We start from the raw sequence: 25,126 nt of genomic DNA, 5'->3' as shown, positions 1-25,126 counted from the left end.
GTATAGGTCGGTGCCGACGGGGCGGCGGCGCAGTTTTCCACGCCCCACGGTTCCCCGGTTCGGGCGGGGCTAACCCCTTTTCGGCACGACGTCAAGATCCTATAGGATATGAGGGGTCGAGGTGGAGGATAGGCTGTGGCCGTGAAGGTTTGGATCGCACACGAGGAAGGTCGCGCGTTGCTCGGCCCGCTTCCCGAAGGCGTCGAGGTCGAGGTCTACGACGGGCGCGGCGAGTACCCGTCCGATCCGGCGTCGCTCGACTTCTGGGTTCCGCCGTTCCTGGCCCAGTCGAAGGTCACGACCCCGTTGCGGGACATGACCTCGCTCAAGGCGATCCAGTTGCTCAGCGCCGGGGCCGAGGTCTGGGTTCCGGCCGTCCCTCCGGGGGTGCTGCTCTGCGACGCCCGCGGTGTGCACACCGGGGTGACCGCGGAGTGGACCGTCGGCGCGGTGATCGCTTCCATGCGCGGCTTCGACGTGTTCGCGCGCAAGCAGACCCGGCACGAGTGGAAGGTCGAGTGGACGACCACCGTCGTGGGCAAGCGCGCCCTCGTCGTGGGCGCCGGCGACATCGGCGAGAAGGTCGCCGAGGTGCTCACCGCCCTCGGCGTCGCGGTCGAGAAGGTGGCCCGCCGCGAACGCCCGGGCGTGCATCCGATCGATGCGATCGAGACGCTGCTGCCCGAGTTCGACGTGGTGATCCTGATCCTCCCGCTGACCGACGCCACGCGCGGCCTCGTGGACGCGAAGTTCTTGTCCTGCATGAAGGACGGCGCGCTGCTCGTCAATGCGGCCCGCGGTCCGATCGTCGACACGGACGCCCTGGTCGCGGAGGTCGCATCCGGGCGGCTGCGCTGCGCCGTCGACGTGGTCGACCCCGAACCGCTCCCGGCGGACCACCCGCTCTGGGACCTCGAAGGCGCGCTCATCACCCCGCACGCCGGTGCGTCAGTGGACGGCACGCTCGACCGCGCCTATGCGCCGATCGGCGCGCAGATCCGCCGGTTCGCGGCGGGCGAGCCGCTGGAGAACGTGGTCAGCGACGGCTACTAGTCGTCGTCGCCCGTCCGGAGCTCCTGGCCGCCGATGGCGAGCACCTGGGGCAGGTGCTCGGGCTTGAGCGGGTCGAGGCGGACCTGGGACTGGTCGTCCAATATGGCCGCCACGCCCTCGTTACCGTGGGCGAAGCCGTCGATGTGCTTCCAGGCGATCGTGCGGCTGCTGAAGAGGCCGCGGATCGCGATGCCGTCGCGGGTGACGTCGATGCCCGATCGCCAGGCCCACATGGAGACCGCGACCGGTGCGAGCACGAGCACCAGGCCCGCCGCCGCCGAGAACGCGCCCCAGACCGGCCGTTCGACGATGAGCGCCACCGAGAGCGGCAGCACCGTCAGCCAGGCGACGAAGGCCGCGCCGGTGACCGCCGCCGGGCGGCGGACCCGCAGCCTGCGGCCGTTTCGCGGGCCGCCGAGGATCGGACCGGTGGAGGCATCGGTACTCGTCATGGCTCCAGCCTGACACACCCGGGTGCGGGGGACGCAAAGTGGCGGTCCGGTTTCTGTCGGATTGTCGCTTGACGTGCGCGCCGAACGTGGCACGATCAGCTGAACAGCAGCGGCACAAGCCTGGTGGGGGTGGACGTGGCCGTCAAGATCACATTTCGACCGACGACGCGCCAGGTGCTCGGTCGGGCGCTGTTCCTCTCCGGCCTCTCGCTGTTCGCCGCCCTCGTCCCGGCCGTCGCGTACATGCTCGCCGTCGGCCACTGGTACCGCTACCTCCTGCTCGCGCTGTTCCTGTTCGCGATCGCCGTTGCGCTCGGGGCCGCGTACGCCGGGGCCCGCGGACGCGGGGTCGTCCTCGACGAGCGCGGCATCCACCCGCTCAAAGCCGTTGCGTCCCAGAAGCACACGGAGCGCTTCGCCGCGTGGACCGACATCGCCGACATCCGGGCCGAGCGGCGGGCGAGCCGCACGGTCCCCGTGGTCTACCTCCTGGACCCCGAGCAGAAGCCGTGGCGGCTCCAGGCCCCGTACTCGGGCCGCGTGCTCTCGACCGACGACGAGCTCGACGAGAAGATCTTCGTGATGCGCAGCCTCTGGGACGCGTACAAGCGCGGCCTGCCGCCCTACCGCCAAGGGCCCTAGCCGCATCGATGGACGTGACGGGCCAAGGGGCGAGGGACCGCCGGAACGTGATCGACCTCATCGAAGGGACTCGCGGCGTGCGCCGATCCGATCTTGACTCGCGGGGGATCGTCGGGGCAGAATCCTGAATGCGCTTTCAGGAACCGTTATCTAACGTCCGCGATGACCATCCGAGCACCGAGGGACCAGCCGAAATGGCACATCCGAACACCGACGTCATCCCCACCATCGAAGGCCTGGCCTTCGGCGGCGACTACAACCCCGAGCAGTGGCCGAGGGAGGTCTGGGACGAGGACCTCCGCCTCATGCAGGAGGCCGGCGTCAATGTGGCCACCGTCAACGTCTTCTCCTGGGCCGGCATCAATCCCGGCCCGGGGGAGTGGGACTTCGCCCAGCTCGACGCCATCATGGACCTTCTCGCAGCGGGCGGGATCAGAGCCGACCTGGCCACCGCGACCGCGTCGCCCCCGCCCTGGTTCTCCCAGGCCCACCCCGAGACCCTCCCGGTCAACGCCGAAGGCGTCAGGCTCAACTACGGCGCCCGCGCCGAATACTGCCCGCACTCGCCGGCCTACCAGGCCGCCGTCGTCGAGATGGCCGCGAAACTCGCCGGACGCTACGCGGACCACCCCGCGCTCGCCATGTGGCACATCGGCAACGAGTACTACCGGTCCTGCTTCTGCGACGACGCCGCCGCCGCGTTCCGCGACTGGCTCCGGGAGCGCCACGGCGACCTCGACGGCCTCAACCGCGCCTGGGGCACCACGTTCTGGTCCCAGACCTTCACCGACTGGTCCCAGGTCCTGCCCCCGCGCGCCTGCGCCGAGACCCCGAACCCCGGCCTCGTCCTCGACTGGCAGCGCTTCTCGAGCGACGCGCTCCTCGCACTCTTCCGCTCCGAGGCCGACGCGATCGCCGAGCACAGCCCCGACAAGCCGATCACCACGAACCTCATGGTCACCGGCAACTTCAGCGGCCTCGACTACCACCGCTGGGGCGAGCACATGACCGGCCCGAACCGGCTCATCGCCACCGACCACTACCTCATCCCCGAACAGGCCGACGGCATTCCCTGGTCGATCCAGGCCGCCTTCGGCGCCGACGCCTCCCGCGGCCTCGCCGCGGGCAGCCCCTGGCTCCTCATGGAGCAGTCCGCGAACTCCTCGGCCTGGCGCCGCGGCGGCTTCGCCAAACACCCCGGGGACCTCAAGCGCCACTCGCTCTCCTACGTCGCCCGCGGCTCCGAAGGCGCCATGTACTTCCAGTGGCGGGCCTCCCGCTACGGCGCCGAGCGCTACCACGCGGCGATGGTGCCCCACGCCGGCGCCGACTCCAGGGTCTTCCGCGAGGTCAAGCAGCTCGGCGCCTGGCTCAAGGACCTCGCCGAGGTCAAGGGCTCCACCGTCGACGCACGCGCCGCGATCCTCCTCGACTTCAACTCGGTCTGGGCCGCGAACACCCCCGGCCAGCCCTCGGACGGCATGGCCACGTACCCGGAGCTGCGGCGCTGGCACGCGGCCCTCTGGCGGCGCGGCGTCACCACCGACCTCGCGAACCCCGCATGGGACCTCAGCGGCTACGAGTACGTCTTCGCGCCGCACCTGTACCTCCTCGACGACGACGCGAACCTCCGCGCCTACGTCGAAGGCGGCGGCACCCTCGTCGTCGGCCCGTACTCGGGCATTGTGGACGGCAACGACCACGTCCTCCCCGGCCTCCCCGGCGCACTGGGTGACCTCATGGGCGTCCGCATCGAGGAGTTCCGCCCGATCTGGGAGGGCGAGACCGCGACCCTGGACAACGGCTGGACGGGCGAGACCTGGTCGGAGGTCACCCACGCGACGGACGCCGAGACGATCGCCTCCTTCAAGGGCCACCCGGAGACCGGCGCGGTCTTCCGCCGCAAGCTCGGCCGCGGCGAGGTCTGGTACCTCGCGACCCGCCTCACGGACCTCGACCCGCTCTTCGAACGCGTCGGCGTCGCCCCCGACTTCCCGGGCGCCCCCGCCGACCTGGAACTGGTGCGGCGCTCCCATGAGGACGGTCGCAGCTACGTCTTCGCGATCAACCACGGCAAGGACCCCGCCAAGGTCCCGGCCACCGGCCGCAACCTCCTCACCGGCAAGGCCTGGGCCCCGATGCTCTCCCTCAAACCCGGCGAGTGCGCGGTGATTCGCGAAGGCTGAACGTCGCAGGTGTCGACTACTGTCACAGGGACCCCGCAGCACCCACTGAGGAGCCCCTGATGTCCACGATCGTCCTCGTCCACGCCCTCGGTTCGAGCTCGCGCGCCTGGCAGCCCCAGATCGCGGCGCTCGGCGAGCGCCACCAGGTGCTCGCCCCCGACCTCCCCGGCCACGGCGGGGAGCCCGGCCCGTTCGGCCTCGAACCCGCGGCCTTCGCGATCGCCGAGCTCATCGCCCACGAACCGGAACCGGTCCACCTCGTCGGCATCTCCGTCGGCGCGACCGTCGCCGTGCTCGCGGCCCTGGACGACCCGTCCCGGGTCGCGAGCCTCGTCCTCTCCGGCGGCACGGCCCACGCCCCCGGCGTCGCCCTCCAACGCAACCTCATGCGCCTCATGCCCACCGGCATGATCACCGCCCTGATGTCCGGCATGTACGCCGGCGGCCGCCCCGACCTGAAGCCCCAAGCGGCCGAAGACCTCCGCACGGCCGGCAAGCAGGCCTTCCTCACCGGCCTCGCCGAACTCGGCGCCCTCGACCTCCGCCCGCGCCTCGCCGACCTCAAGACCCCCACTCTCGTCCTCTGCGGCACCAAGGACAAGGACAACCGCAAGCCGGCCGAAGAACTCGCCGCCACCCTCCCCAACGCCCGCCTCGACGTCATCCCCGAAGCCGGCCACATCTGGAACCTCCAGTTCCCCGACCTCTTCACGGCAAAGCTCACCGAGTCCATCGCCTAGCGCCGCCCGCGTCGCTCTCGTCGGCGTCTTCAGCATGAAGGGCCCGAGCGCAGCGCCGCCTGACACCGCTCAACCGGAGACGGCGAATCCGATCGCGGCTATCGCCATGAGCGGCGCGGCGATGGCGAAGCAGGTCATCGCCGCGCGCACCTTTCGGAACTTGGCGAGAGCCAAGGTGGCCAGCATGGAGAGTTCTTCTGCCGCATCCAGCAACTGCTGCTCGGGATCATGCGACGCACGCAAGGTCGTTTCGACGATCTCATTCGGAGAGCGGCGGGCGCCCGCCCGGATGCCGGTCCGACCCGCAAGCCGCGGCCAGACGGCCGCCCCCAGAAAGCCGATGCCGACGAGCATGGACGCCGCTGCCGACCAACCGAAGAAGCTGGAGACGCTGATGCGCTCGGTTAACGACGGCGCGGCGAGCAGTAGCGCGGTGATCGGAATGGCTCCCGCGGCCAGCAGCGCCGCCTTCGTATCGGCGTGCGTCACGTTGACCCGCGCGTGGTCGATCCGCCGGTAGACCTCGTTCAGCGCGGTCTCGGTGTCCAGGGGCGGTGGGGTTCCCATGGTGTGCTCCATCAACTTCGCTACTGGATAACAGCATCGCATACTTCGGCCCTGCATAGTGGTTGAGGGCCATAGCGATGCAGATGCTCTTCGATCGCAGACAGGTCGGCCCTGTCCTTGGCGCGGCCCAGCATGCGCTTGTACGCGATCACCTCGCGAAGCGGCAGGTATTTCAACCCGTCTATCAGATCGGCGTTCTCGAGCAGCGACGCCGTATCGCTCTGCGGCAAGAGCCAGGTCTGGCAGACCTCCACGACCCCTCCGTACAGACGAGCGATTTTGTCACCGGTGTATTCGCTCGTTCGCAACGGCGCGGCATCGAAGATGATCGCGTGATCGAACGCGAGTTCCATGGCCCGCCGCCAGGTCTCGCTACCCGGTCGAGCGAGGATGTCGATGTCGGAGAGATGGGAGGTGATGCCTCCCGCCCACAGGCGCGCACTGCCCGCGAGTAGGAAGTCTTCAGGATCGAAGTCCGACGGAACATGCTGACGGAGCAGGTCGATCAGCTTGAGGCCCCCGTAGACCTGGCTCCGGACTCGGTTCACTGCGGTGGAATCCCATCTGTCGGTTGCTTCGGCCGGTTCGCGGTCTCGGAGAGTGCCTGTTGCTCTTGCCTGATCTGCCGTTCCTGCCTGATCAACTTGAGTTGGATCACCGTCCCCGTCGTAGCGGCGAGCGCTGCTATCGAACCGATGATCGCGGTGATGAGTTCGATCAAGTTGGGGTCGAGGTCCGACATGGCGGATCAGTCCATTCGAGGTCTAGATGAGGGAGCGGTCGCGGCGCATGGCGAGCGCCTCGATCGCGGCAATGTCGTGGATGGTGAACCGCTCTCTCCCGGTCGAGAGGGTGCCGCGGGCTTTGAACTGCTTGAGCACCGCCGACACCGATTCCCTGGAGATGCGGGCCAGATCGGCAAGGTCGGACTGGCTGAAACCGGCGATGGTGAGCCCGTACTTTCCTGCTGCGCCTATCCCGGAGTCGATGATCCTCAGGATCGCTCGGGCCAGTCGCCGTTCGCTCGTCAGGAACGACTCCTCCTGCACCTCGCCCAGTTCGCGGACGCGCTTCGCGAGTCGCCGCGTCACCGCCAGGTGCATCTGCGGATTCGACTGGAGGAGCTTGAGGAACACGTCGCCGGGAATGTGCAGCACGTCGATCGGCGTCAGTGCGACCAGATCGGCGGACCGCGGTTCGCCCGTGAGCGCGGCCAGTTCACCGATCACGGAGCCCGGGCCGTGGATCCCGAAGATCGCCCGCGGGTCCTGCGAGCAGGACTTCACATGTCCGGAACGGAGGTAGACGACGTAGTCGGAGTGCTCGCCGGCGCGCGCGAGGATCGCGCCCCTCGGGTACGAGACGGCGTGCGCCTCCGGCTTCAGTGCGTCCTGTTCCTCATCGCTCAGTAGCGGATCCCACAGAGCTTGAGCGGTCGTTTCCATGTAGTTGAGTGTATGGCTGCACACAACGAAATCGGGTCAGCGAAACGCCCACTGTCGGAAAACCGACCGGAATTCGTTTCGGTTGGGGCGGAAGGGAGCCGCGTTACGACGCGGTCTTCTCCGGTTCGGGGGACGCCGCCGGGTCCACCGGGTGGCGGATGCCCGGGTGGTCGTTGGGGAGGATCACGCGGATGACCCAGCCGCTCACGATGAGGCAGAGGACCAGGAGCGGCCAGGAGAGCGCCACCTGCGCGACACCGCCCGCGACGACGGCGAGGCGTTCTTCATCGCTGTTCCAGAACGGGGTCAGGATCGCCACGCGGAGCGCGTACATCGCCACCCACACCCACGAGGCCGCGCTGTAGGCGCGCATCAGATGCGGGTCGCGGCGCCAGCGGGTCTTCTGGCCCAGGAGGCCGCCGACGATGAGGCCGAGGAGCGGGCGGCGGAAGACGATGAAGCCCGCCCAGACGAGGGCGCTGGCGGCGTTGGAGGCGATGCGGGGGAGGAGGATGTCCTGCGCGCGTCCGGTGTAGAGGACGATCAGGCAGGCGACCGCGACGCTCAGCAGGCCGAGAATGACGGCCCGGGGCTTCTGGCGCTGCTTGAAGCGGACGAATGCGATGACTCCCGCCGAAAGGAGCGAAGCCCCTGCGGCCCAGGCGATCGAGTTGCCGGAGAGCATCCAAGTGAGGATGAACACCACCACCGGAGCGGTGGCGTCGAAGGCTCCGCGCCTGCCGCCTAGTAGGCTGACTAGCGTGTCTTGCCGCACAGTATCGGACAACTGCCAACCCTCACCTCTCGACCCGCTACCGCAGGCAAGGCTACCCTAACCGCAGTGGCACGCCGGGCTTCGCCCGCAGCCCCACCTACGGACGGATTGGCACGGTAACGGATGCTCGGCACACACCGGATCAGTGAAGCGCAGCTCGTCGACCTGCTCCGCCGGGCCAGAAAGACCGACTTCGGGCGCTGGAACAAGGCGGACCTGCAGCGCGCCATGACCGACCTCGGCTGGCAGGTGCGCTCCGCCGAAGTCGACATCGGCATGTGGCGGGCCGAGACCGGCTACGACACCGGCAACGCCATCGCCGACTCCGTCCCGCCCCAGACCCCCATCGCCGGCCGCGCCGACTTCTACTCCATCGAGGTCATGGTCCTGCGCTCCGCCGAACGCGGCCGCCAAGGCGAGCAGCACCGCACCCTCATCTTCCGCGAAGTGCTGCGCACCATGATGAGCGAACTCGGCGCCCCCGAGATCCGCGGCGGCGACGGCGGCCCCTGGATCCGCTGGTACCGCGACGGCCTCATCTTCGAGCTGCACCTGCGCCGCTTCCACGGCGGCGTCACCCTCCGCCTCCTCTCGCCCGAACTCTTCGAGCAGCTCGAAGCGCACGCCGTCGGCAAGGGCGACGTCTCCGGCTGGGCCGCCTACGCCCGCACCGGCCAGCGCCCGCCCGAGCCCGCCTGCCAGGACATGGGCGAGTTCACCGAGCGCCTCTCGTCCCTGCTGGCCGACATGGCCGCCGACGTGCCCGTCGTCGACACCGCCGGCACCGTGCTCTTGCGCACCGGCGACTGGTCGGCGCGGTACGTGGCCGCGTTCGTCGACGGCGGCCTCCGCGTCGAGGCCAGCGCCGCCGTGAGCGGCGCCTGGCGCTCCGGGCTCTCGAACCTGCCCAGCATGGGCTTCCGCGCCCCCAGCGGCACCCAGCCGAACTGGTCGCGCAGCTTCAACTCCACCGACCGCACCGCCACCAACCAGGCCGCGCACATGATGGTGGACGCCCTGCGCGCCTTCGGCATCCAGGACCTGTTCGACATCGTCTACGACGGCTTCACCGCCGACGGCGAGCGGATGTACCTGCCCGTCCTCGGCATCGGCAACGGCGACAACCCCTACTAGACCGCGGCCTCCGGCTGCGGCGCTCTACTCAATACGGCTCCGTCGCCGAGGGCAGCATGGTCGCCCGCCGGAACGCCGGGAGACGCCAGCCCACGACCGCCACACCGGCGATGCACGCGACGCCGCCCGCCAGGATCGCGCCGCCGAGACCCAGCGGCCCCGCGAGCGCCCCGGCCTGCAGGTTGCCGAGCGCCGGCGACACCGTCGCCTGGGCCAGCCACAGGCTCGTGACGCGCCCGCGCAGCCGGTCCGGGGTGTGGTTCTGCAGTAGTCCCGTGCGCAGCACCTCGGAGACGAGGTCGCTCGCCCCCGAGATCGCCAGGAACACCAGACCCAGTGCGAGCCAAGGCGACAGCGCCAGACCCACCATCGCCGCACCCCACACGCTCGCCGCGATGACGACCACGAACCCGGGCTGCGCCGCCTTCGTGACCTTCCCGCTGAACGCGGCGGCCAGGAACGCGCCGACCCCGGCGGCCGCCGAGAGCAGCCCGAACGCCACCGCCCCGCCGTGGAACTGCTCGGTCGCGAGCGCCGGGAACAGGCCCCTCGGCCACGCGAACAGCATCGGCATGATGTCGATGAGCAGCACCCCGGCCACGACCTTGTTGCGCCGCACGAACGCGAACGCGTCCTTGAGCGAGTACGGGTTCGACTCCTGCTCGTCCTCACCGCCGCGGTCGGGCGGCATCGGCCCGACGAAGATCATCGCCACCGCGAACACCACGAACCCGACCACGTTGAGCCCGTAGCACCACTCGGTGCCGCCCGCCGCGATCACCACACCCGCGAGAGCCGGCCCGGCGACGCCGGTGAGCTGGCCCGTGAGGCCGTTCAGCGCCGAAGCGCTGGCGACGTTCTCCTGGCCGACGAGGGAGGGGACGGCCGCGAAGGAGGCGGGGATGCTGAGGCCGGCGAGGAACGTGTCCGCGATGACGGCCGCGAAGAGGAACCACAGCAGCGGCTCGTCCTGGAGGGCGTTCACCAAGAGCGCCAAGGCGACCAGGAGCCCTGGCACGCGCACGGTGACGAGGATGCGGCGCCGGTCGAAGCGGTCGGCGAGGACGCCGCCGACGAGGAGGCCCGCGACGATGCCGATGCCGCCGGAGGCGGCGGCCGCGCCGACGGCCAGGTTCGAGCCGCTGAGCTGGTAGATCTGCCAGATGAGGGCCGTCTCGGTGAGCATGGCGCCGACGAGGAGGCCGGTGCGCCCGATGTAGAGCCAGCGGAAGTCGCGGCTGATCCGCAGGGCGGTGGTGTCGACGAGGTGGTTCCGGAGGGACATGCGCTGATGATACCGACCGTTCCAGATGATGCAACACTGTGTTTCATGGGATGATGGCGCGCGACGCGCACGGGAGGACCACGATGGACGAGAAGCTGCTGGCCGCCGCCACGGACGTGCTCGGGTCGACCGGCTGGGACCGGCTCACCATGGGCGATGTGGCCGACCGCGCGGGCGTCTCACGCGCCACGCTGTGGCGGCAAGTGGGCGGCAAGGAGGAACTGCGCCGGGAGCTGATCCGGCGCCTCCTCCTCGACTACCGCGACTCGCTGTGGCCCGTGCTCACCGCTGCGGGCTCCGGCCGCGTGCGGCTCCGGCAGGCGCTCGAGGCGATGTGCGGGGTCTTCGACCGCCACCTCGCGCTCCTGTCGGCGTTCGACACGGCCTTCCATGAGACGGGCCTGTTCGAGGAGCCTTTCGAGGACGTGGTCGCTCCGCTGGTGCGGCTCATCCTCGACGGGGCCGCCGACGGGTCCCTCGCGCCGCAGGCCGACGCCGAGGAGGCGGGCGACCTGGTCTTCAACACCGTCTGCTGGCCCTACGTGCATCTGCGCCGCCACCATGCGTGGGAACCCGAACGCGCCCAAGGCCTCCTGCTCGACCTGGTCCTCGAAGGGCTCGTCCACGAGTCCGCCTGACCGCATCCTGGCCCACCGGCCGCAGTAGGGTCGGCCCATGATCGTCGATCTCCGCTCCGACACCGTGACCCGGCCGACCCCGGCCATGCTCGCAGCCATGACCAGTGCCGACGTCGGCGACGACGTGTACGGCGAGGACCCGTCCGTCAACGCCCTCGAAGCCGAGGCCGCCGCGCTCTTCGGCAAGGAGGCCGCGGTCTTCACCCCGACCGGTTCGATGGCCAACCAGATCGGCCTGCAGCTGCTCGTGCGCCCTGGTGACGAGCTCCTCTGCGACGTCAAGGCCCACGTCGTCAACTTCGAGATGGGCGCCGCCGCCGCACTCGGCGGCATCAGCTCGCGCACCTGGTCCGCCCCGAACGGCCGCCTCGAGACCGCGCTCGTCGAGCCGATGATCAACCGCCCGCACCCCTACTCGACCACTACTCGCGCGATCGCCGTCGAGAACACCCACAACATGGGCGGCGGCACGGTGCAGCCCATCGCCGAGCTGCGTGCCCTCCGGGCCCTCGCCGACGTCCACGACCTGGGGCTCCACCTCGACGGCGCCCGCATCTGGAACGCGCACGCCGCCACCGGCATCGCGCTCAGCGAGTACGGCGCGCTCTTCGACACCGTCTCGGTGTGCCTCTCGAAAGGCCTCGGCGCCCCGGTCGGCTCGCTCCTCATCGCGGACGCCGAGCGCATTGAACGCGCCCGCGTCATCCGCAAGCGCCTGGGCGGCGGCATGCGCCAGGCCGGGTTCCTCGCCGCGGCCGGCCGCTACGCCCTCGCCCACAACATCGAGCGCCTCGCCGAGGACCACGCCCGGGCACTGCACCTCGCGCGCTCGCTCGAGTCCTTCGGCGTCTGCGATGCCGCCCAGGTCGAGACCAACATCGTGCTCTTGCGCGTCCACGACATCGCGCAGGTGGCGCACGCCGCCGCCGAGCAGGGCGTGCGGATCTCCGTGCTCGGCCCCGACTGGGGCCGGCTGGTCACCCACCTCGACGTGGACGACGCCGGCATCGAGCACGCCGTGAAGGTGCTCGGCACGCTCGTCCGGTGACGTCGGCGGGTGGCCCGTTCGGGTCCGAGTGATCCACCGGAACGGGGGTTGCCGATCGCCGGAAACCCAGGGTAGGTTAGGCATGCCTTCATTAGTCGAGCCTTACCTGCCCCGGAGGTCGGTGCATGTACGCCTGCATCTGCCATGCAGTCCACGAGAACGAAGTCCGTGACTGCATCAGCGCGGGCGCGCACACCGAAGAGGCCATCGGCGAGGCCTGCGACGCCGGCACGAGCTGCGGCACCTGCCATGAGCGCCTGGTCGACATGATCGAGAGTTACTTCACGTCCTCGGTGCCCGCGGCGGCCTGAGCCCGCTCGAGTCGCCGGATTCTACGGAAATGACGGGCGCTTTAGGTTGTCCTCCGTTAGGATAGGTTGTCCTATTTTAGGCATTCCTGGCTGGAAATAGCCCCCCACCTGGTCCTAGTCTGAGATCGTCGGACACGGAGCCGGCACTTGACGGACCGCGAAGGACGGATTGCAATGCAGGGCGACAAGCAGGTCATCGAATTCCTCAACGAGCAGCTGACGGCGGAGCTCACCGCGATCAACCAGTACTTCCTGCACGCGAAGATGCAGGAGAACTGGGGCTACACGAAGCTCGCGAAGTACACCAAGTCCGAGTCGATCGACGAGATGCGCCACGCCGAGGTCCTGACCGACCGGATTCTCTTCCTCGACGGCATGCCGAACTACCAGCGGCTGTTCCCGCTGCGCATCGGCCAGTCGGTCAAGGAGATCTTCGAGTGCGACCGCCTGATCGAGGTCGAGGCGATCGACCGCCTCAAGCGCGGCATCGAGCACATGGAGTCGGTCAAGGACTACGTCTCGCGGGACCTCTTCAAGAGCATCCTCGAGGACGAGGAGCACCACATCGACTACTTGGACACGCAGCTCGAGATCATCGAGAAGATCGGCGAGACGCTGTACATCCAGTCGCTCATCGAGCAGCCCGAGAGCGCTTAGCGCACGAGGTTCTGAGGGGACCGGCCGCAAGGCCGGTCCCCTTTCTTCATTGCGGCAGAGCCCCTCACATCTCCGCCACAGTGGTGGGTCGGCGCCTTGACAGCCCCGACTCGAGGATCGTAACATATCAATACTTTGAATGAAAGTTTCCGAGAGTTTCGGATCTTCAAAGCAGTCTCCGGCCGCTCCTCGACCCCGTGATGGAGCGGCCGGACCCCTCACTGTCGAAGGAGCGCCATCAATGACGACCACCTCCTCCACGCCTGCCGCACGGCGCCGCACCGTGCTCTCGGCCGCCGCCGCAGCAGGCGGCGCGGCACTCCTCCCGGCCGGGTTCGTCACCCTCGCCGCGAGCCCCGCCCACGCCGACGACCTCCTGCTCGCCACGGACTTCTCCTCCGGCACCACCGAAGGCTGGGCCGGGCGCGGCGCCGCAACCGCCGCAGTCGACCCCGAGCAGCGACTGCTCATCACCGGCCGCACCGCCACCTGGAACGGCGCCGCCATCGACATCACCGCGCACATCGAGGTCGGCGTCCGCTACCAGCTCAAGGTGTACCTGCGGCTCCCCGCAGGCGAGACCGCCGCGGACCTGCGCACCACCGTGCAGCGCGACGTCGGCGGCGTTTCGCACTACGAGGGCGTCAGGTGGAACACCGCCGTCACCGACGCCGCCTGGACCGAGTTCTCCGGCACGTACTCGATCGCCCAGGCCGCCGACCGGCTGCAGTTCTACGTCGAATCCGACGCCAGCCTCACCCCGATCCTCCTCGACGCCTTCACGCTCACCCGCATCGCAGAACCGGAGATCCAAGACTTGCTGCCGCTCAAGGACTTCCTCGCCGACGACTTCACCTTCGGCTGCGCCGTCGAGCCGCCCGAGGTGGTCGGTAAGCCCGCCGAACTCCTCGCGAAGCACTTCGCGCAGGTCACCACGGGCAATCAGATGAAGCCGGAGTCGATCCAGCCCACCGAGGGCGTCTTCGACTTCAGCAGGGCCGACCAGATCGTCGACTTCGCCGAGGCCAACGGCATGAAGATCTGGGGCCACACCTTGTTGTGGCACAATCAGACCCCGGCCTGGTGGTTCCTCGACGCGAACGGCGAGCCGCTGCGCAGGACACGTGCCCACCAGACGCTGCTGCTGCAGCGCCTGGAGGCCCATGTCAAGGCGATCGCGGCGCACTACGGCGACCGCGTGTGGGCCTGGGACGTCGTGAACGAGGTCCTCGACCCCGAGGAGGCCGACGGCCTGCGCCACTCGCGCTGGTACGAGGTCTTCGGCGGCCCCAAGTACATCGAGAAGGCGTTCAAGATCGCCCGGAAGGCCTTCCCGCGCAAGGTGAAGCTCTTCATCAACGACTACAACACCGAGTTTCCGGACAAGCGGGAGGCGATGTTCAACCTGGTGCAGCACCTCAAGTGCGAGGGCGTGCCGGTCGACGGCATCGGGCACCAGGCACATGTGGACTACCGGCGCGACCCGGCCCTGCTGGGCGAGTCGATCGACCTGTTCCGGGAGCTGGGGGTGCTCCAGGCGGTCACCGAGCTCGACGTCTCGGTCTCCGACCACATGGAGGAGAGCCTCCCGGCGACGCCGCCCGAGCGCTTGATCGCCCAGGGCTGGTACTACAAGGAGCTCTTCGAGGTGCTGCGCGAGCGCGCGGACGACCTGGAGTCGGTGACGATGTGGGGCCTGTACGACGCGGTCTCATGGTTGCGGACCTGGCCCGTATCGCGCCCGCACGAAGCGCCGCTGTTCTTCGACGACCGCCTCCAGGCGAAGGCCGCCTACTGGGGCGTGGTCGACCCGACCAAGCTCGAGCCGATGCCGGAGGCATAAGGGGGCAAGGCGTCCGGGAGCGGAATGTATAGATCCGGGATTCCGCTCCCGGGCTTTCACTCGAATGGCTGAGCGACACGCCGGGGAAAGTGTCGGCAGCTCCTCGTACTGTTGTACCAGGGGTCCCTAAGGGGGGATATATCCGTTATTTCGGACCTGATGGGTTTCATGTTGCGGGGCGGCGCATCCCGATGTGCATGATGCCGTCCTCGTCGTACTCCTCGCCCTCCTCGGTGAACCCGAACCTGCGGTAGAAGCCCGCCGCGTAGGTCTGCGCGCCGAGGGTCACCTCCGCCTCTGGTCCGAGGAAGTCCATCGCCGCGCCGAAGAGCTTGGCGCTGAGGCCCGTCCCGCGCGCCTGCAGCGCGGTGCAGACCCGGCCGATCTTCCAGGCGCCGTTGCCGTCCGCCGCACGGTCGCGCAGGACCCGCAGGCACGCGACCGCCTCAGTCGGCGTCTCGCCCTCCACCCAGAAGTGGACCGTCTCCGCGTCCAGGTCGTAGTCGTCCAGGTCCGGGTACGCGCACGCCTGCTCGACCACGAACACCGACTGCCGCAGCCGCGCCAGCGCGAACACCGTCGCGCCGTCCAGCTCCGCGAACTTCCCCCGCTTGATCACGCTCACGCGCCCGTCCCTCCCGATGTGCTCCGCCGGCTACGCATATTCCTCCGCGATCTCCCGCGCCCGGTCCCGCGCGGCCTCGATCGCGTCGGTCACCGCCGACCGCGCCCGGTGGTTCTCCAACTGCCGCACCGCGCTGATCGTCGTCCCCGCCGGGGACTCGACGGCCTCGCGCAGGTCGACCGCCGACTGGCCGCTCTCGCGCAGCATCCGGGCCGCGCCCAGCGACGTCTGCGTCACCAGCTCCTTCGCGATCGCCCGCGGCAGTCCCATGAGGACGCCCGCCTCGGTCATCGCCTCGGCCAGGTAGTAGAAGTACGCCGGGCCCGAACCGGAGATCGCCGTGACCGCGTCCTGGTGCTTCTCGTCGACGACGAGGGTGCGACCGAGCGGCTTGAACAGCTCCTCGACCGCCGCCAGGTGCGCAGCGCTCGCATGCGTCCCGGGCGAGAGCACGGTCATCGCCTCGTCCACGAGCGCGGGCGTGTTCGGCATCGCCCGGATCACCGGGGTCTGGTCGGGCAGCCGCTTCTCGAAGAACGCCACCGGCAGTCCCGCGCAGATGCTCACCACGGGCGCGCCGCCGTCGAACACCCCGGCGAGCTCTTCGAGGAGCGCCCCGGCGTCCTGCGGTTTCACCGCGACCACCACGACGTCGGCGTGCCGCACCGCCTCGGCGTTCGGCTCCACCCGGATCCCGTACGACTCGCGCAGCTCGGCGGCCCGCTCGGCGCTGCGCGCCGTCGCCACCACCGACTCGCCCGACCAGCCGGCCCGCAGCAGGCCCGACACGATCGCCTGCCCCATCTTGCCCGCACCCAGCACTGCGACGTTGCGCATCAGCACTCCTCCCGTTCGACGGCCCCGGCAATTGTCCCTCGCCGCCCCGGGCCCCGAAAACCCGTGCACTCGCGCGTTTCAACCCCTGGGACCGGTCGAGCTGCCACGATAATCACACTCAGGCACTCAATGCGCGATTGGGGCGATATGGACGTTCTGGACCTGGCCCGGATGCAGTTCGGGGTCACGACGGTCTACCACTTCCTCTTCGTGCCCGTCACCATCGGCCTCTCGCTCCTCGTCGCGATCCTCCAGACCCTGTGGCGCACCACCCGCAAGACCGCCTACCTGCGCGCGACCAAGTTCTGGGGCAAGCTCTTCCTCATCAACATCGCCATGGGCGTCGTCACCGGCATCGTCCAGGAATTCCAGTTCGGCATGAACTGGTCGGCCTACTCGCGGTTCGTCGGCGACGTCTTCGGCGCGCCGCTCGCGTTCGAGGCGCTCGTCGCGTTCTTCCTCGAATCGACGTTCATCGGCGTGTGGATCTTCGGCTGGGACCGCCTCAAACCCGGCCTCCACCTCGCCGCGATCTGGCTCGTCGCCATCGGCGGCCTCGCCAGCGCCTACTTCATCCTCGCCGCCAACGCGTTCATGCAGAACCCGGTCGGCTACCAGCTCAACGAGACCGCCGGACGCGCCGAACTCACCAGCTTCGGCGCCGTCCTCTCCAACCCGGTCGCGCTCGCCGCGTTCCCGCACACGATCTTCGCCTCCTGGCTCACCGCCGGCACGATCGTCATCGCCGTCTCCGGCTACCACTTCATGCACCGCCGCGACCTGGACGTGCACCGGCCCGCGATGCGCCTGGGCATCCTCACCACGCTCGTCGGCGGGCTCGGCCTGGTCCTCTCGGGCGACTCGCTCGGGAAGGTCATGACCGCGACGCAGCCGATGAAGATGGCCGCCGCCGAAGCGCTCTACCAGACCACGTACAACGCGCCGTTCTCCGTGCTCACCATCGGCTCGCTCGACGGCAGCCGCGGCACGCCCATCATCGAGATCCCCGGCCTCCTCTCGTTCCTCGCCACCGGCTCGTTCAACGGCGAAGTGCAGGGCATCAACGACCTGAACGCCCAGTACCAGGCCCTGTACGGGCCGGGGGAGTACGCGCCGTACATCCCGCTCACCTACTGGTCGTTCCGGGCGATGATCGGCTTCGGGATGCTCGCGGTCGCCATGGCCGTCATCGTCTGGTGGTGCACGCGGCGCGGCCGCATGCCCGAGCACCGCCTGTTCTGGCCGGTCGCGATGTGGATGGCCGCGACCCCGTTCCTCGCGAACTCCGCGGGCTGGATCTTCACCGAGATGGGCCGCCAGCCGTGGGTGGTGTTCAGCCTCTACGAGACGAGCGAGGCGGTCTCGCCGCGCGTCGGCGTGCCCACCGTCGCGATCTCGTTCATCGGCTTCACCCTCGTCTACCTGGTGCTGGCCGTGGTCGCGCTCAAGCTCTTCCTGAAGTACGCCAAGGCCGGGCCGCCGGACGCGGAGGGCGCGCTGGCGACCTCCAGCCCCTCCGACGAACCCGACCAGCCGATGGCCTTCGCCTACTGAGGACGCACAGCATGGATTTGACGACGATCTGGTTCATCGCCATCGCGGTCCTGTTCACCGGGTACTTCATCCTCGAGGGCTTCGACTTCGGCGTCGGGATGCTCCTGCCGGTGCTCGGCCGCGAGGAGCGGGAGCGGCGCGCCCTCATCAACACGATCGGCCCGGTCTGGGACGGCAACGAGGTCTGGGTCATCACCGCCGGCGGGGCGATGTTCGCCGCGTTCCCGCACTGGTACGCCAGCCTCTTCTCCGGCTTCTACCTGCTGCTCTTCGCGATCCTCGTCGGACTCATCGTGCGCGGCACCGCCTTCGAGTACCGCGGCAAGGGCGACACCGACCGGTGGCGGCGCAACTGGGACCGCTGCCTCATCGCGGGCTCGGCGGTGCCGGCGTTCTGCTGGGGCGTCGTGGTCGCCAACCTCGTGCGCGGCGTCCCGCTGGACGCGAACTTCGACTACACCGGCTCGATCTGGGGCCTGCTCAACGGCTACGCGCTCCTGGGCGGCCTGACGACCCTGCTGCTCTTCGCGACGCACGGCGCGTACTTCCTGCACTTGCGGACCACCGGGGACCTGGCCGAACGCGCCCGAGCCACCGGCCTGCGACTCGGGGCCGCCACGGCCGTCCCGGCGCTGGCGTTCCTGGTCTGGACGCAGGCCGCGCACGGGAACTGGACCACCCTGGTCCTCATCGTCCTCGCGGTGATGGCGCTCCTGGCGGGCCTCGCGCTCGACTACACCGGCCGCGGCGGCTGGGCGTTCGCGGCCACCGCGCTGACGATCGGGCTCGCCTCCGCGGCGCTGTTCTGCGCCCTGTGGCCGAACGTGCTGCCGTCCACTTCGGATGCGGCGAACAGCCTGACGCACGAGAACGCCGCCGCGACGCAGAAGACGCTCGGGATCATGACCTGGGCCGCCGTGATCTTCCTGCCGCTCATCCTGCTCTACCAGGGATGGACCTACTGGGTCTTCCGCCAGCGCGTCATCGTCGAGAGGATCCCGGTCGCATGACGACCCTCGCACCGAAACCAGCCGGCGTCGACCGGCGCCTCCTCCACCGCGCCCGCGGGGCCGCGGTCTTCATCGGCGTCTGCGCCGCCCTCGGCGTCGCCCGCACTGCGTGCGTCGTCGCTGGCGCGTGGCTCACCGCGAGCCTCATCGCGGGCGCGTTCGCCGGAGGCCGCAGCCTCGATGCGCTTGCGCCCCAACTCATCGCGCTCGCGGGCGTGCTCGCATTGCGGGCGCTCCTGGCCTCCGTGCAGGAGGCCGCCGCGCACCGCGCGAGTGCGGGCGTCAAGTCCGGGCTGCGCCGCCAGGCGCTCGAGCAGCTCATGCGCCTGCCGTCGGGCAAGCGCCACACCGGCGAGACGGCCGCACTGCTGGTGCGCGGGATCGACGCGCTCGACGGCTACTTCGCCCGCTACCTGCCGCAGCTCGTGCTCGCTGTCGTCGTGCCCGTCGGCGTGCTGGTGGTCATGCTCGTCGCCTACCCGACCGCCGCGCTCATCGTGCTGCTCACGCTGCCGCTGATCCCGCTGTTCGGCGTCCTCATCGGCCTCTACACGCGCTCGCGGGCCGCACAGCAGTGGGCGGCCACCGCCCATCTCGCGCACCACTTCGCGGACCTCGTGGCCGGACTGCCCACGCTCAAGGCCTTCGGCCGCGCCTCCAAGCAGGCCGGGGCCATCGAGGTCACCACCGGCGCGTACCGGCGCCGCTCGATGGCGCTGCTGCGCGTGGCGTTCTGCTCGGCGCTCGTGCTGGAGCTCGCCGCGAGCCTGTCCGTCGCCGTCGTGGCCGTCACCGTCGGCGTCGACCTCGTCGAAGGCGGCCTCACCGGCGAAGCCGGCCTCCGGACCGCGCTCCTGGTCCTGATCCTCGCCCCCGAGGCGTACCTGCCGCTGCGCAACGTCGGCGCGCAGTACCACGCCAGCGCCGAAGGCCTCGCCGCCGCTGAACAGGTCTTCGCGATCCTCGCGGAGACCCCCGAGCACGTCGCGACCGCGCCCGAACCGGCGGCGACCGGCCAGGGCGCCTCGGCACTGGCGCGCTGGTCCGGCAGGGCCACTCCCGAACGGCCGAGCAAGCACGGCTCCACCGCCCTCACGAGTGCCGCGGCCCTGGGGCACCCGCCGCTCGGCCGCGCCCCGACGATCATGTTCCGCCGCACCGTCTTCGCCTACCCGGACCGCCGGCCGCTCCCGGAGCTGAGCCTGACGGTCCCGGCCGGGCAGACCACGGTCCTCACCGCGCGCTCGGGGGCCGGGAAGTCGACCCTCATGGCGTCCCTCGTCGGCTTCCGGCAGCCCGTCTCCGGCTCGATCGCGTTCGACGACACCGAACTGACCGACCTCGACCTCGCCGCGGTGCGCCGCTCGATCGCGTGGCTCCCGCAGCGGCCGGTCCTCATCGACGGCACGGTCGCCGAGAACGTGCGCCTCGCCGTCCCCGATAGCCATGGCGGAGCTCGCGGAGCCATAAATGTGCGCGTCTCCGATCCCGCTGTGGCCAAGGCGATCGCCGCCGCCCACGCGCCCGCCGCGACCCGCACCGTCGCCGCCGACGGCTCCGGGCTCTCGGCCGGCGAGGCCGCCCGGGTCGGCCTGGCCCGCTTCCTCCTCCGCGTCGACCTGCTCGACCCGCCCGTGCTCCTCCTCGACGAGCCGACCGCGCACCTCGACTCCGACACCGAGCAGGCCGTGCTCGACGCGTTCGCGCCCTACCGCGCACAGCGGACCGTCCTGATCGCCTCCCACCGCCCCGCGGTGCGCGCGATCGCCGACAGAGAGGTGGAATGGTGAGCCTTCTGCGCAACCCGATCGCCCTGAGGCTCGGCCTCGGCGCGACACTCGGCGCCCTGGCGCAGCTCAGCGCGCTCGCGCTCCTGGCCGTCTCCGGCTACTTGATCTCGCGCGCCTGGGAGCAGCCGCCGATCCTCTACCTGATGGCCGCGATCACCTCGGTGCGGCTGTTCGGAATCAGCCGCGGCGTCCTCCGATACGCCGAACGCCTCGTCTCGCACGACGCCGCCTTCCGCGGCCTGGAGCGGCTGCGGACCGCCGTGTGGCGCAAGCTCGTGCGCCTCGCACCCGCCGGCGTCCCCGTGTGGCGCTCCGGCGACCTCCAGGCCCGCCTCATCGACGACGTGGACGGCGTGGGGGACCGGTGGCTGCGCGGCGCGCTCCCGCTCGCCTCCGCGGTCATCGTGGCCGTCGGCGCGGTCGTCCTGCAGACCGCGCTGCTGCCCGCCGCCGGCCTCATCCTCGCCGCCTGCCTCCTCGCCGCCGCACTCGCCGGCCCGGCACTCGCGACCTGGACCTCCCGGTACGCAGTGCGCGCCACCACGAACGCCCGCGGCGACCTCACCGAAGGCGTCCGCGCCCTCCTCCACGGCCGCGAAGAACTCGTCGCCGCCGGCACCGACGCCGCAGCGCTGGAACGCGTCCTCGAAGGCGACGACCGGCTCCGCCGCGCCCACGCCCGCATCGCCTGGACCGCCGGACTCGGCGAAGCCGCCGGGCTCCTCGCCCTCGCCGCCGCCCTCACCGGCGCACTCGCCGCCGGCATCCCGGCCGTCGCCTCCGGCCGGCTCGACGGGGTCCTGCTCGCCGTCATCGCGCTCGTCCCGCTCGCCGCCTTCGAACCCGTGCTCGCGCTGCCCGCCGCCGCCCAGCAGACCGCCGTCGCCAAAGCCTGCGGCCGCCGCCTCCTGGAGATCACCCAGGCCCCCGAACCGCGCCCCGACCCGGCCGAGCCCACGGAGTACGAGCCGAACCCGCTCGGCGGGCCGCACCTCGCCGGAGGCGAGAAGAAGCTGCTCAGCGCCGGAGGCGAGAAGAGGGCACCCAGCATCGAGATCAAACGCCTTTCGGTCACCTGGCCCGGCGCCGAGGCCCCCGCACTGCACGGCTTCGACCTCACCGTCCAACCCGGCGAGCGCGTCGCCGTCATGGGCCCGTCCGGCTCCGGCAAATCGACGCTCGCCGCCGCCCTCATGGGCTTCCTCCCCTACGAGGGCACACTCCGCTTCGGCGGCGTCGACCTCGCCGAATACGACGGCGACGATATCCGCCGCACCGTCGGCCTCTGCTCCCAGGACGCCCACGTCTTCGACACCACGCTCGCCGAGAACCTGCGCCTCGCCCGGCCCACCGCCGCCGACGAGGACCTCGCCCGGGCGCTGCGCTGGGCCGGCCTCCGCGACTGGCTCGAAGCACTCCCCGACGGCCTCCAGACCCGCCTGGGCGAGCACGGCCGCGCCGTCTCCGGCGGCGAACGCGGCCGCATCGCCCTCGCCCGCTGCCTCCTCGCCGACCGCGAAGTGCTCATCCTCGACGAACCCGACGCGCACCTCGACGCCGCCACCGCCGAACGTGTACTCAGGACCGCCGCCGCCGCTCTTGAAGGCAAGACCACCATCGTCATCACCCACCGGCCGCTGCCCGCGGGCGTCGTCGACCGCGTCGTGCAACTGCGCGGCCCGGTCCCGACTCCCCGACGTGACGCGCCGAACAACCGGCTATTGGGCGTGGCTCCTCCTGGGTAGACTCCCGGAACGGTGCTACCAGGATGCGTACTTGCAACGACGTCCGGTGGAAACGACCGACGGCGCCCGTCCGGGCGCCCGTCACACCTGAATCGCGCTAAGGCATTGATGCAGCAGTGAACACATCTGCACCCGCAACCGGACCGAAAGCCCCGAACTCGGGGCAGCGCTGGCCCGAAGGGTGGACCAAACTCCACGTGTACCTGACCGACCTCGACCAGGTCAAGGCGGTCGCCGAGTCGTACCGCGAGGTCATCGACCGGGCCGAAGGCGACCGGCACGTCCCGCTCGAATGGCTCCACGCCACCGTCGCCTCCGTCGAATGCGACGCCGCATCGATCGACGACTCCACCCGAGAGAAGCTCGTCAACCGGCTCCGCGAGAAGACCGCCGAGATCAAGGCCTTCCCGCTCACCATCGGCCCCGCGCTCGCCGCGACCGGCGCGATCATGCTCGACACCTTCCCCGACACCGAGTTCCGCAGGCTGGTGAACGCCTGCGTGGAGGCCGTCAACGAGATCGTCGAAGGCGACTACGGCCGCCCCTGCGGCGGCCCCGGCCACGTCTCGCTCTCCTACCGGTCCGCCGACGTCGACGCCGACACCAGCCGCGGCGCCATCCAGAACAAGCTCCGCGACGTTCGACCAGGTAGGACCGAAATCACCGTCAGTGGAGTGGATCTCGTCCGAGTCATCCAATCCGACGGCGCCAGCACCTACACCTGGGAACACATCGCCCGAATCCCCTTGGGGGAGTAGCGAACTCAATCTGTGAACGGGCGTCGCCTCAGGCGGCGCCCGTTGCGGTTGACGCACCGGAAGCGAATCTGACACCATTCTGTCACTGGCATGTGGCCTACTGTTGGTATCAGTGTCAATGTCCGGCCACGTGACGTTCAGGCGTGGTCAGCGACGACCTGCCTTTCACCTGCCGGTACCAGTCCCGGTCCACCCCGCAACGGCGCACGCCGTACGTGTCAGGAGGTGTCGATTTGTTCGCAGACAATGACCGTCGCATCGCAACCCGAGCTACGGAATTCCTTCCCCCGCTTGACGAAGCGGCGGAACTCACCGCCCCCCGACCCGTCGAGCCGCCCTCCGCGAAGCACCGCACCGAGGTCACCGAGCCGTACGGGTACTTCTCCGACCTCGACGTCGCCCACCTCCTGCACCAGGGCGAGATCCGCCCCGCCTACACGCTCGCCGAGCCCACGCCGCTCGAAGTCTGGCGCCGCAACCTCGAGATCGTCACCGCGATCCTCACCGCCGCCGGCGTCGACCACTTCGCCGTCCCCGGCTTCAGCCTGACCAGGCCCGTCCTCGCCGTCAACGCCGCCGACCGCCAGCGCGCCTGCACCGCGCTCGCGATCCTCTGCGACGCCACCGGCGGGCGCCTCTCGGTGCCCGAGCCGGCCTTCCGCGAATCGGAGCTCGGCCTGGACCGCCCGCAGTGGGCCCGCAGCGCCGACATGGGCGACGTGCCGCTGGTCCGCGCCTCCTGGCTGTGGTCCGACCCCGGGCACGACCTCCTCTTCGGCGCCGACAGCGGCTGCGACGTCGAGTTCTGGTCCGGCACCGGCGACGGGCACCTCCTGGCCCCCAGGCACAACCGGATCAGTCCCGTCGTCCGCGACGACGGCGCCCGGGTCTCAGCGCCCGGGCGCCTCTTCACGGCCCTGGCATCCGGTCCGCGCGCCGCCCTGCCGCGCGTCTCGACCCGGCCGGAGTTCGCCCGCCCCGGGCTCGACCTCGTCGACTTCCCGATCGACGTCGTGTACACGTGGGTGGACGGGGCCGACCACGCGTGGCTGCGCCGCCGCGCCGAGGCCGACCAGTCGCCGTACCACGCCGAATCGGCGAACGCGGCCCGCTTCCACGACCGCGAGGAGCTGCGGTTCTCGCTGCGCTCCCTGCACCTGAACGCGCCCTGGGTGCGGCACGTGTACCTGGTGACCGACCGGCAGCGCCCGCACTGGCTCGACGCGGACGCCCCGGGGATCACCGTGGTCGACCACCGGGACCTGTTCGACGACCCGGACTGCCTGCCCACCTTCAACTCGCACGCGATCGAGACGCAGCTGCACCGCATCGAGGGGCTCTCGGAGCACTTCCTGTACTTCAACGACGACATGTTCGTCGGGAAGCCCGTGGACCCGCGCCTGTTCTTCGAGCCGAGCGGGATCGCGCGGTTCTTCCCGGCGCAGACGTTCATCGGCATGGACCCGGTGAGCACGGCCGACTCGCCGCCGAACGCGGCGTTCAAGAACGACCGGGCGCTGCTGCAGCGGGCCTTCGGGCGGACGATCTCGCGGATGATGAAGCACGTGCCGTACCCGTTGCAGCGCAGCGTGCTCGCGGAGGTCGCGAAGGAGTTCGAGGAGGACCTGGCGCGGACCGCGCAGAGCGCCTTCCGGAACGTCACGGACGTGTCGACGGTGACCCTGCAGCACTACTACGCGTGCTTCACCGGCCGCGCGGTCCACGGCGAGGCGCAGGACGCCTACGTGGAGCTGGGGATGCCCGACGTGGCCGAGCGGCTGGAGCTGCTGCTGGAGCGGCGCGACCGCGACACGTTCTGCATCAACGACGCCGGCCTGCCCGAGGACCTGGTGGAGGAGCGCTCGACCATGATGCGGCGCTTCCTGGAGTCGTACTTCCCGGTGCCGTCGCCTTGGGAGAAGGCCATGGCGCTGTAGGGAACTGAGGGTTCCTCGCGAACGGTTCGTGTCGTACCCGTCGCGTAGTGTTGAACCAGGGGTCCCTTAGGGGACATATCGTATATGTCGGAAA

Annotated in this window: 25 protein-coding genes; 16 read left to right on the top strand and 9 right to left on the bottom strand. The window is 70.1% G+C overall.

Annotated features, from left to right (window positions below):
- The first annotated feature begins 141 nt into the window (after positions 1–141).
- On the top strand, positions 142–1,053 hold the full coding sequence (locus AB0I03_RS00865; protein WP_360404263.1) for a 2-hydroxyacid dehydrogenase: 912 nt from the start codon (positions 142–144) through the stop codon (positions 1,051–1,053).
- Here the strand turns inward: AB0I03_RS00865 and AB0I03_RS00860 are convergent.
- Complete coding sequence (locus tag AB0I03_RS00860) at positions 1,050–1,505, bottom strand: hypothetical protein (RefSeq protein ID WP_360404260.1); 456 nt, start codon at positions 1,503–1,505, stop codon at positions 1,050–1,052. The genes AB0I03_RS00865 and AB0I03_RS00860 overlap by 4 nt on opposite strands.
- A 135-nt stretch (positions 1,506–1,640) precedes the next feature.
- Here AB0I03_RS00860 and AB0I03_RS00855 point away from each other — a divergent pair, with 135 nt between their 5' ends.
- The 3 genes from AB0I03_RS00855 (at position 1,641) to AB0I03_RS00845 (ending at position 5,073) form a co-directional block, all read left to right on the top strand.
- Positions 1,641–2,147: a hypothetical protein gene (locus AB0I03_RS00855; protein ID WP_360404257.1), complete on the top strand. Its 507-nt coding sequence runs from the start codon at positions 1,641–1,643 to the stop codon at positions 2,145–2,147.
- 194 nt (positions 2,148–2,341) lie between these two features.
- Positions 2,342–4,333, top strand: coding sequence for a beta-galactosidase (locus AB0I03_RS00850; protein ID WP_360404254.1), 1,992 nt, complete (start codon positions 2,342–2,344; stop codon positions 4,331–4,333).
- 59 nt (positions 4,334–4,392) lie between these two features.
- Positions 4,393–5,073 carry an alpha/beta fold hydrolase gene (locus AB0I03_RS00845; protein ID WP_360404251.1) on the top strand — a complete coding sequence of 227 codons (681 nt, stop codon included), beginning with the start codon at positions 4,393–4,395 and terminating at the stop codon, positions 5,071–5,073.
- A gap of 69 nt (positions 5,074–5,142) precedes the next feature.
- On the opposite strand, the gene AB0I03_RS00840 is transcribed toward AB0I03_RS00845, so the two are convergent.
- The 5 genes from AB0I03_RS00840 to AB0I03_RS00820 form a co-directional block, all read right to left on the bottom strand.
- A complete protein-coding gene (locus AB0I03_RS00840) occupies positions 5,143–5,640 on the bottom strand; it encodes a Pycsar system effector family protein (protein ID WP_360404248.1) in 498 nt (165 codons plus the stop codon).
- Between the two features lie 20 nt (positions 5,641–5,660).
- Positions 5,661–6,188, bottom strand: coding sequence for a hypothetical protein (locus AB0I03_RS00835; RefSeq protein ID WP_360404245.1), 528 nt, complete (start codon positions 6,186–6,188; stop codon positions 5,661–5,663).
- The gene (locus AB0I03_RS00830; protein WP_360404242.1) at positions 6,185–6,382 is read right to left on the bottom strand and encodes a hypothetical protein; all 198 of its coding nucleotides are present in this window, start codon (positions 6,380–6,382) and stop codon (positions 6,185–6,187) included. Before AB0I03_RS00830 ends, AB0I03_RS00835 begins: the two co-directional genes overlap by 4 nt.
- 22 nt (positions 6,383–6,404) lie before the next feature.
- Positions 6,405–7,085 (bottom strand): Crp/Fnr family transcriptional regulator, encoded by a 681-nt coding sequence (locus AB0I03_RS00825; protein ID WP_360404239.1) that lies wholly within the window; start codon positions 7,083–7,085, stop codon positions 6,405–6,407.
- A 103-nt stretch (positions 7,086–7,188) separates the two neighbouring features.
- Positions 7,189–7,860, bottom strand: a complete 672-nt coding sequence (locus AB0I03_RS00820) for a DUF3159 domain-containing protein (RefSeq protein ID WP_360405870.1) — start codon at positions 7,858–7,860, stop codon at positions 7,189–7,191.
- 123 nt (positions 7,861–7,983) lie between these two features.
- Between AB0I03_RS00820 and AB0I03_RS00815 the strand changes: the two genes are divergently transcribed.
- Positions 7,984–8,994, top strand: a complete 1,011-nt coding sequence (locus tag AB0I03_RS00815) for a hypothetical protein (protein ID WP_360404236.1) — start codon at positions 7,984–7,986, stop codon at positions 8,992–8,994.
- A 28-nt stretch (positions 8,995–9,022) separates the two neighbouring features.
- Here AB0I03_RS00815 and AB0I03_RS00810 read toward each other — a convergent pair whose 3' ends face one another.
- Positions 9,023–10,279 (bottom strand): MFS transporter, encoded by a 1,257-nt coding sequence (locus tag AB0I03_RS00810; RefSeq protein WP_360404233.1) that lies wholly within the window; start codon positions 10,277–10,279, stop codon positions 9,023–9,025.
- A gap of 83 nt (positions 10,280–10,362) precedes the next feature.
- Here AB0I03_RS00810 and AB0I03_RS00805 point away from each other — a divergent pair, with 83 nt between their 5' ends.
- From AB0I03_RS00805 to AB0I03_RS00785, 5 genes are all read left to right on the top strand, one after another.
- Positions 10,363–10,917, top strand: coding sequence for a helix-turn-helix domain-containing protein (locus AB0I03_RS00805; RefSeq protein WP_360404230.1), 555 nt, complete (start codon positions 10,363–10,365; stop codon positions 10,915–10,917).
- Between the two features lie 40 nt (positions 10,918–10,957).
- Entirely contained in the window at positions 10,958–11,965 is a 1,008-nt protein-coding gene (locus AB0I03_RS00800; protein WP_360405867.1) for a GntG family PLP-dependent aldolase, read from the top strand.
- 125 nt (positions 11,966–12,090) lie between these two features.
- Positions 12,091–12,276, top strand: coding sequence for a (2Fe-2S)-binding protein (locus AB0I03_RS00795; RefSeq protein WP_270121742.1), 186 nt, complete (start codon positions 12,091–12,093; stop codon positions 12,274–12,276).
- Positions 12,277–12,450: 174 nt separating this feature from the next.
- Entirely contained in the window at positions 12,451–12,933 is a 483-nt protein-coding gene (gene bfr, locus AB0I03_RS00790; RefSeq protein ID WP_360404226.1) for a bacterioferritin, read from the top strand.
- A 241-nt stretch (positions 12,934–13,174) separates the two neighbouring features.
- A complete protein-coding gene (locus AB0I03_RS00785; RefSeq protein WP_360404223.1) occupies positions 13,175–14,776 on the top strand; it encodes an endo-1,4-beta-xylanase in 1,602 nt (533 codons plus the stop codon).
- A 166-nt stretch (positions 14,777–14,942) separates the two neighbouring features.
- On the opposite strand, the gene AB0I03_RS00780 is transcribed toward AB0I03_RS00785, so the two are convergent.
- Together AB0I03_RS00780 and proC are read right to left on the bottom strand one after the other, a co-directional pair.
- Positions 14,943–15,401 carry a GNAT family N-acetyltransferase gene (locus AB0I03_RS00780; RefSeq protein WP_360404220.1) on the bottom strand — a complete coding sequence of 153 codons (459 nt, stop codon included), beginning with the start codon at positions 15,399–15,401 and terminating at the stop codon, positions 14,943–14,945.
- A 30-nt stretch (positions 15,402–15,431) separates the two neighbouring features.
- A complete protein-coding gene (gene proC, locus AB0I03_RS00775) occupies positions 15,432–16,238 on the bottom strand; it encodes a pyrroline-5-carboxylate reductase (protein WP_360404217.1) in 807 nt (268 codons plus the stop codon).
- Positions 16,239–16,385: 147 nt separating this feature from the next.
- Here proC and AB0I03_RS00770 point away from each other — a divergent pair, with 147 nt between their 5' ends.
- From AB0I03_RS00770 to AB0I03_RS00745, 6 genes are all read left to right on the top strand, one after another.
- Complete coding sequence (locus tag AB0I03_RS00770; RefSeq protein ID WP_360404214.1) at positions 16,386–17,792, top strand: cytochrome ubiquinol oxidase subunit I; 1,407 nt, start codon at positions 16,386–16,388, stop codon at positions 17,790–17,792.
- Positions 17,793–17,803: 11 nt separating this feature from the next.
- Positions 17,804–18,802, top strand: a complete 999-nt coding sequence (gene cydB / locus AB0I03_RS00765) for a cytochrome d ubiquinol oxidase subunit II (protein WP_360404211.1) — start codon at positions 17,804–17,806, stop codon at positions 18,800–18,802.
- The gene (gene cydD, locus AB0I03_RS00760; protein ID WP_360404208.1) at positions 18,799–20,592 is read left to right on the top strand and encodes a thiol reductant ABC exporter subunit CydD; all 1,794 of its coding nucleotides are present in this window, start codon (positions 18,799–18,801) and stop codon (positions 20,590–20,592) included. The genes cydB and cydD overlap by 4 nt, the downstream gene beginning before the upstream one ends.
- Positions 20,589–22,337 (top strand): thiol reductant ABC exporter subunit CydC, encoded by a 1,749-nt coding sequence (gene cydC, locus AB0I03_RS00755; protein ID WP_360404205.1) that lies wholly within the window; start codon positions 20,589–20,591, stop codon positions 22,335–22,337. Before cydD ends, cydC begins: the two co-directional genes overlap by 4 nt.
- 116 nt (positions 22,338–22,453) lie before the next feature.
- Entirely contained in the window at positions 22,454–23,095 is a 642-nt protein-coding gene (locus AB0I03_RS00750) for a 2'-5' RNA ligase family protein (protein ID WP_360404202.1), read from the top strand.
- Between the two features lie 233 nt (positions 23,096–23,328).
- Complete coding sequence (locus AB0I03_RS00745) at positions 23,329–25,032, top strand: stealth family protein (RefSeq protein ID WP_360404199.1); 1,704 nt, start codon at positions 23,329–23,331, stop codon at positions 25,030–25,032.
- The last annotated feature ends 94 nt before the right edge of the window (positions 25,033–25,126 follow it).

The sequence above is a fragment of the Glycomyces sp. NPDC021274 genome (assembly GCF_040641195.1).
Lineage (GTDB): Bacteria > Actinomycetota > Actinomycetes > Mycobacteriales > Micromonosporaceae > Glycomyces.
This window is presented reverse-complemented; position numbering and strand designations above follow the sequence as displayed.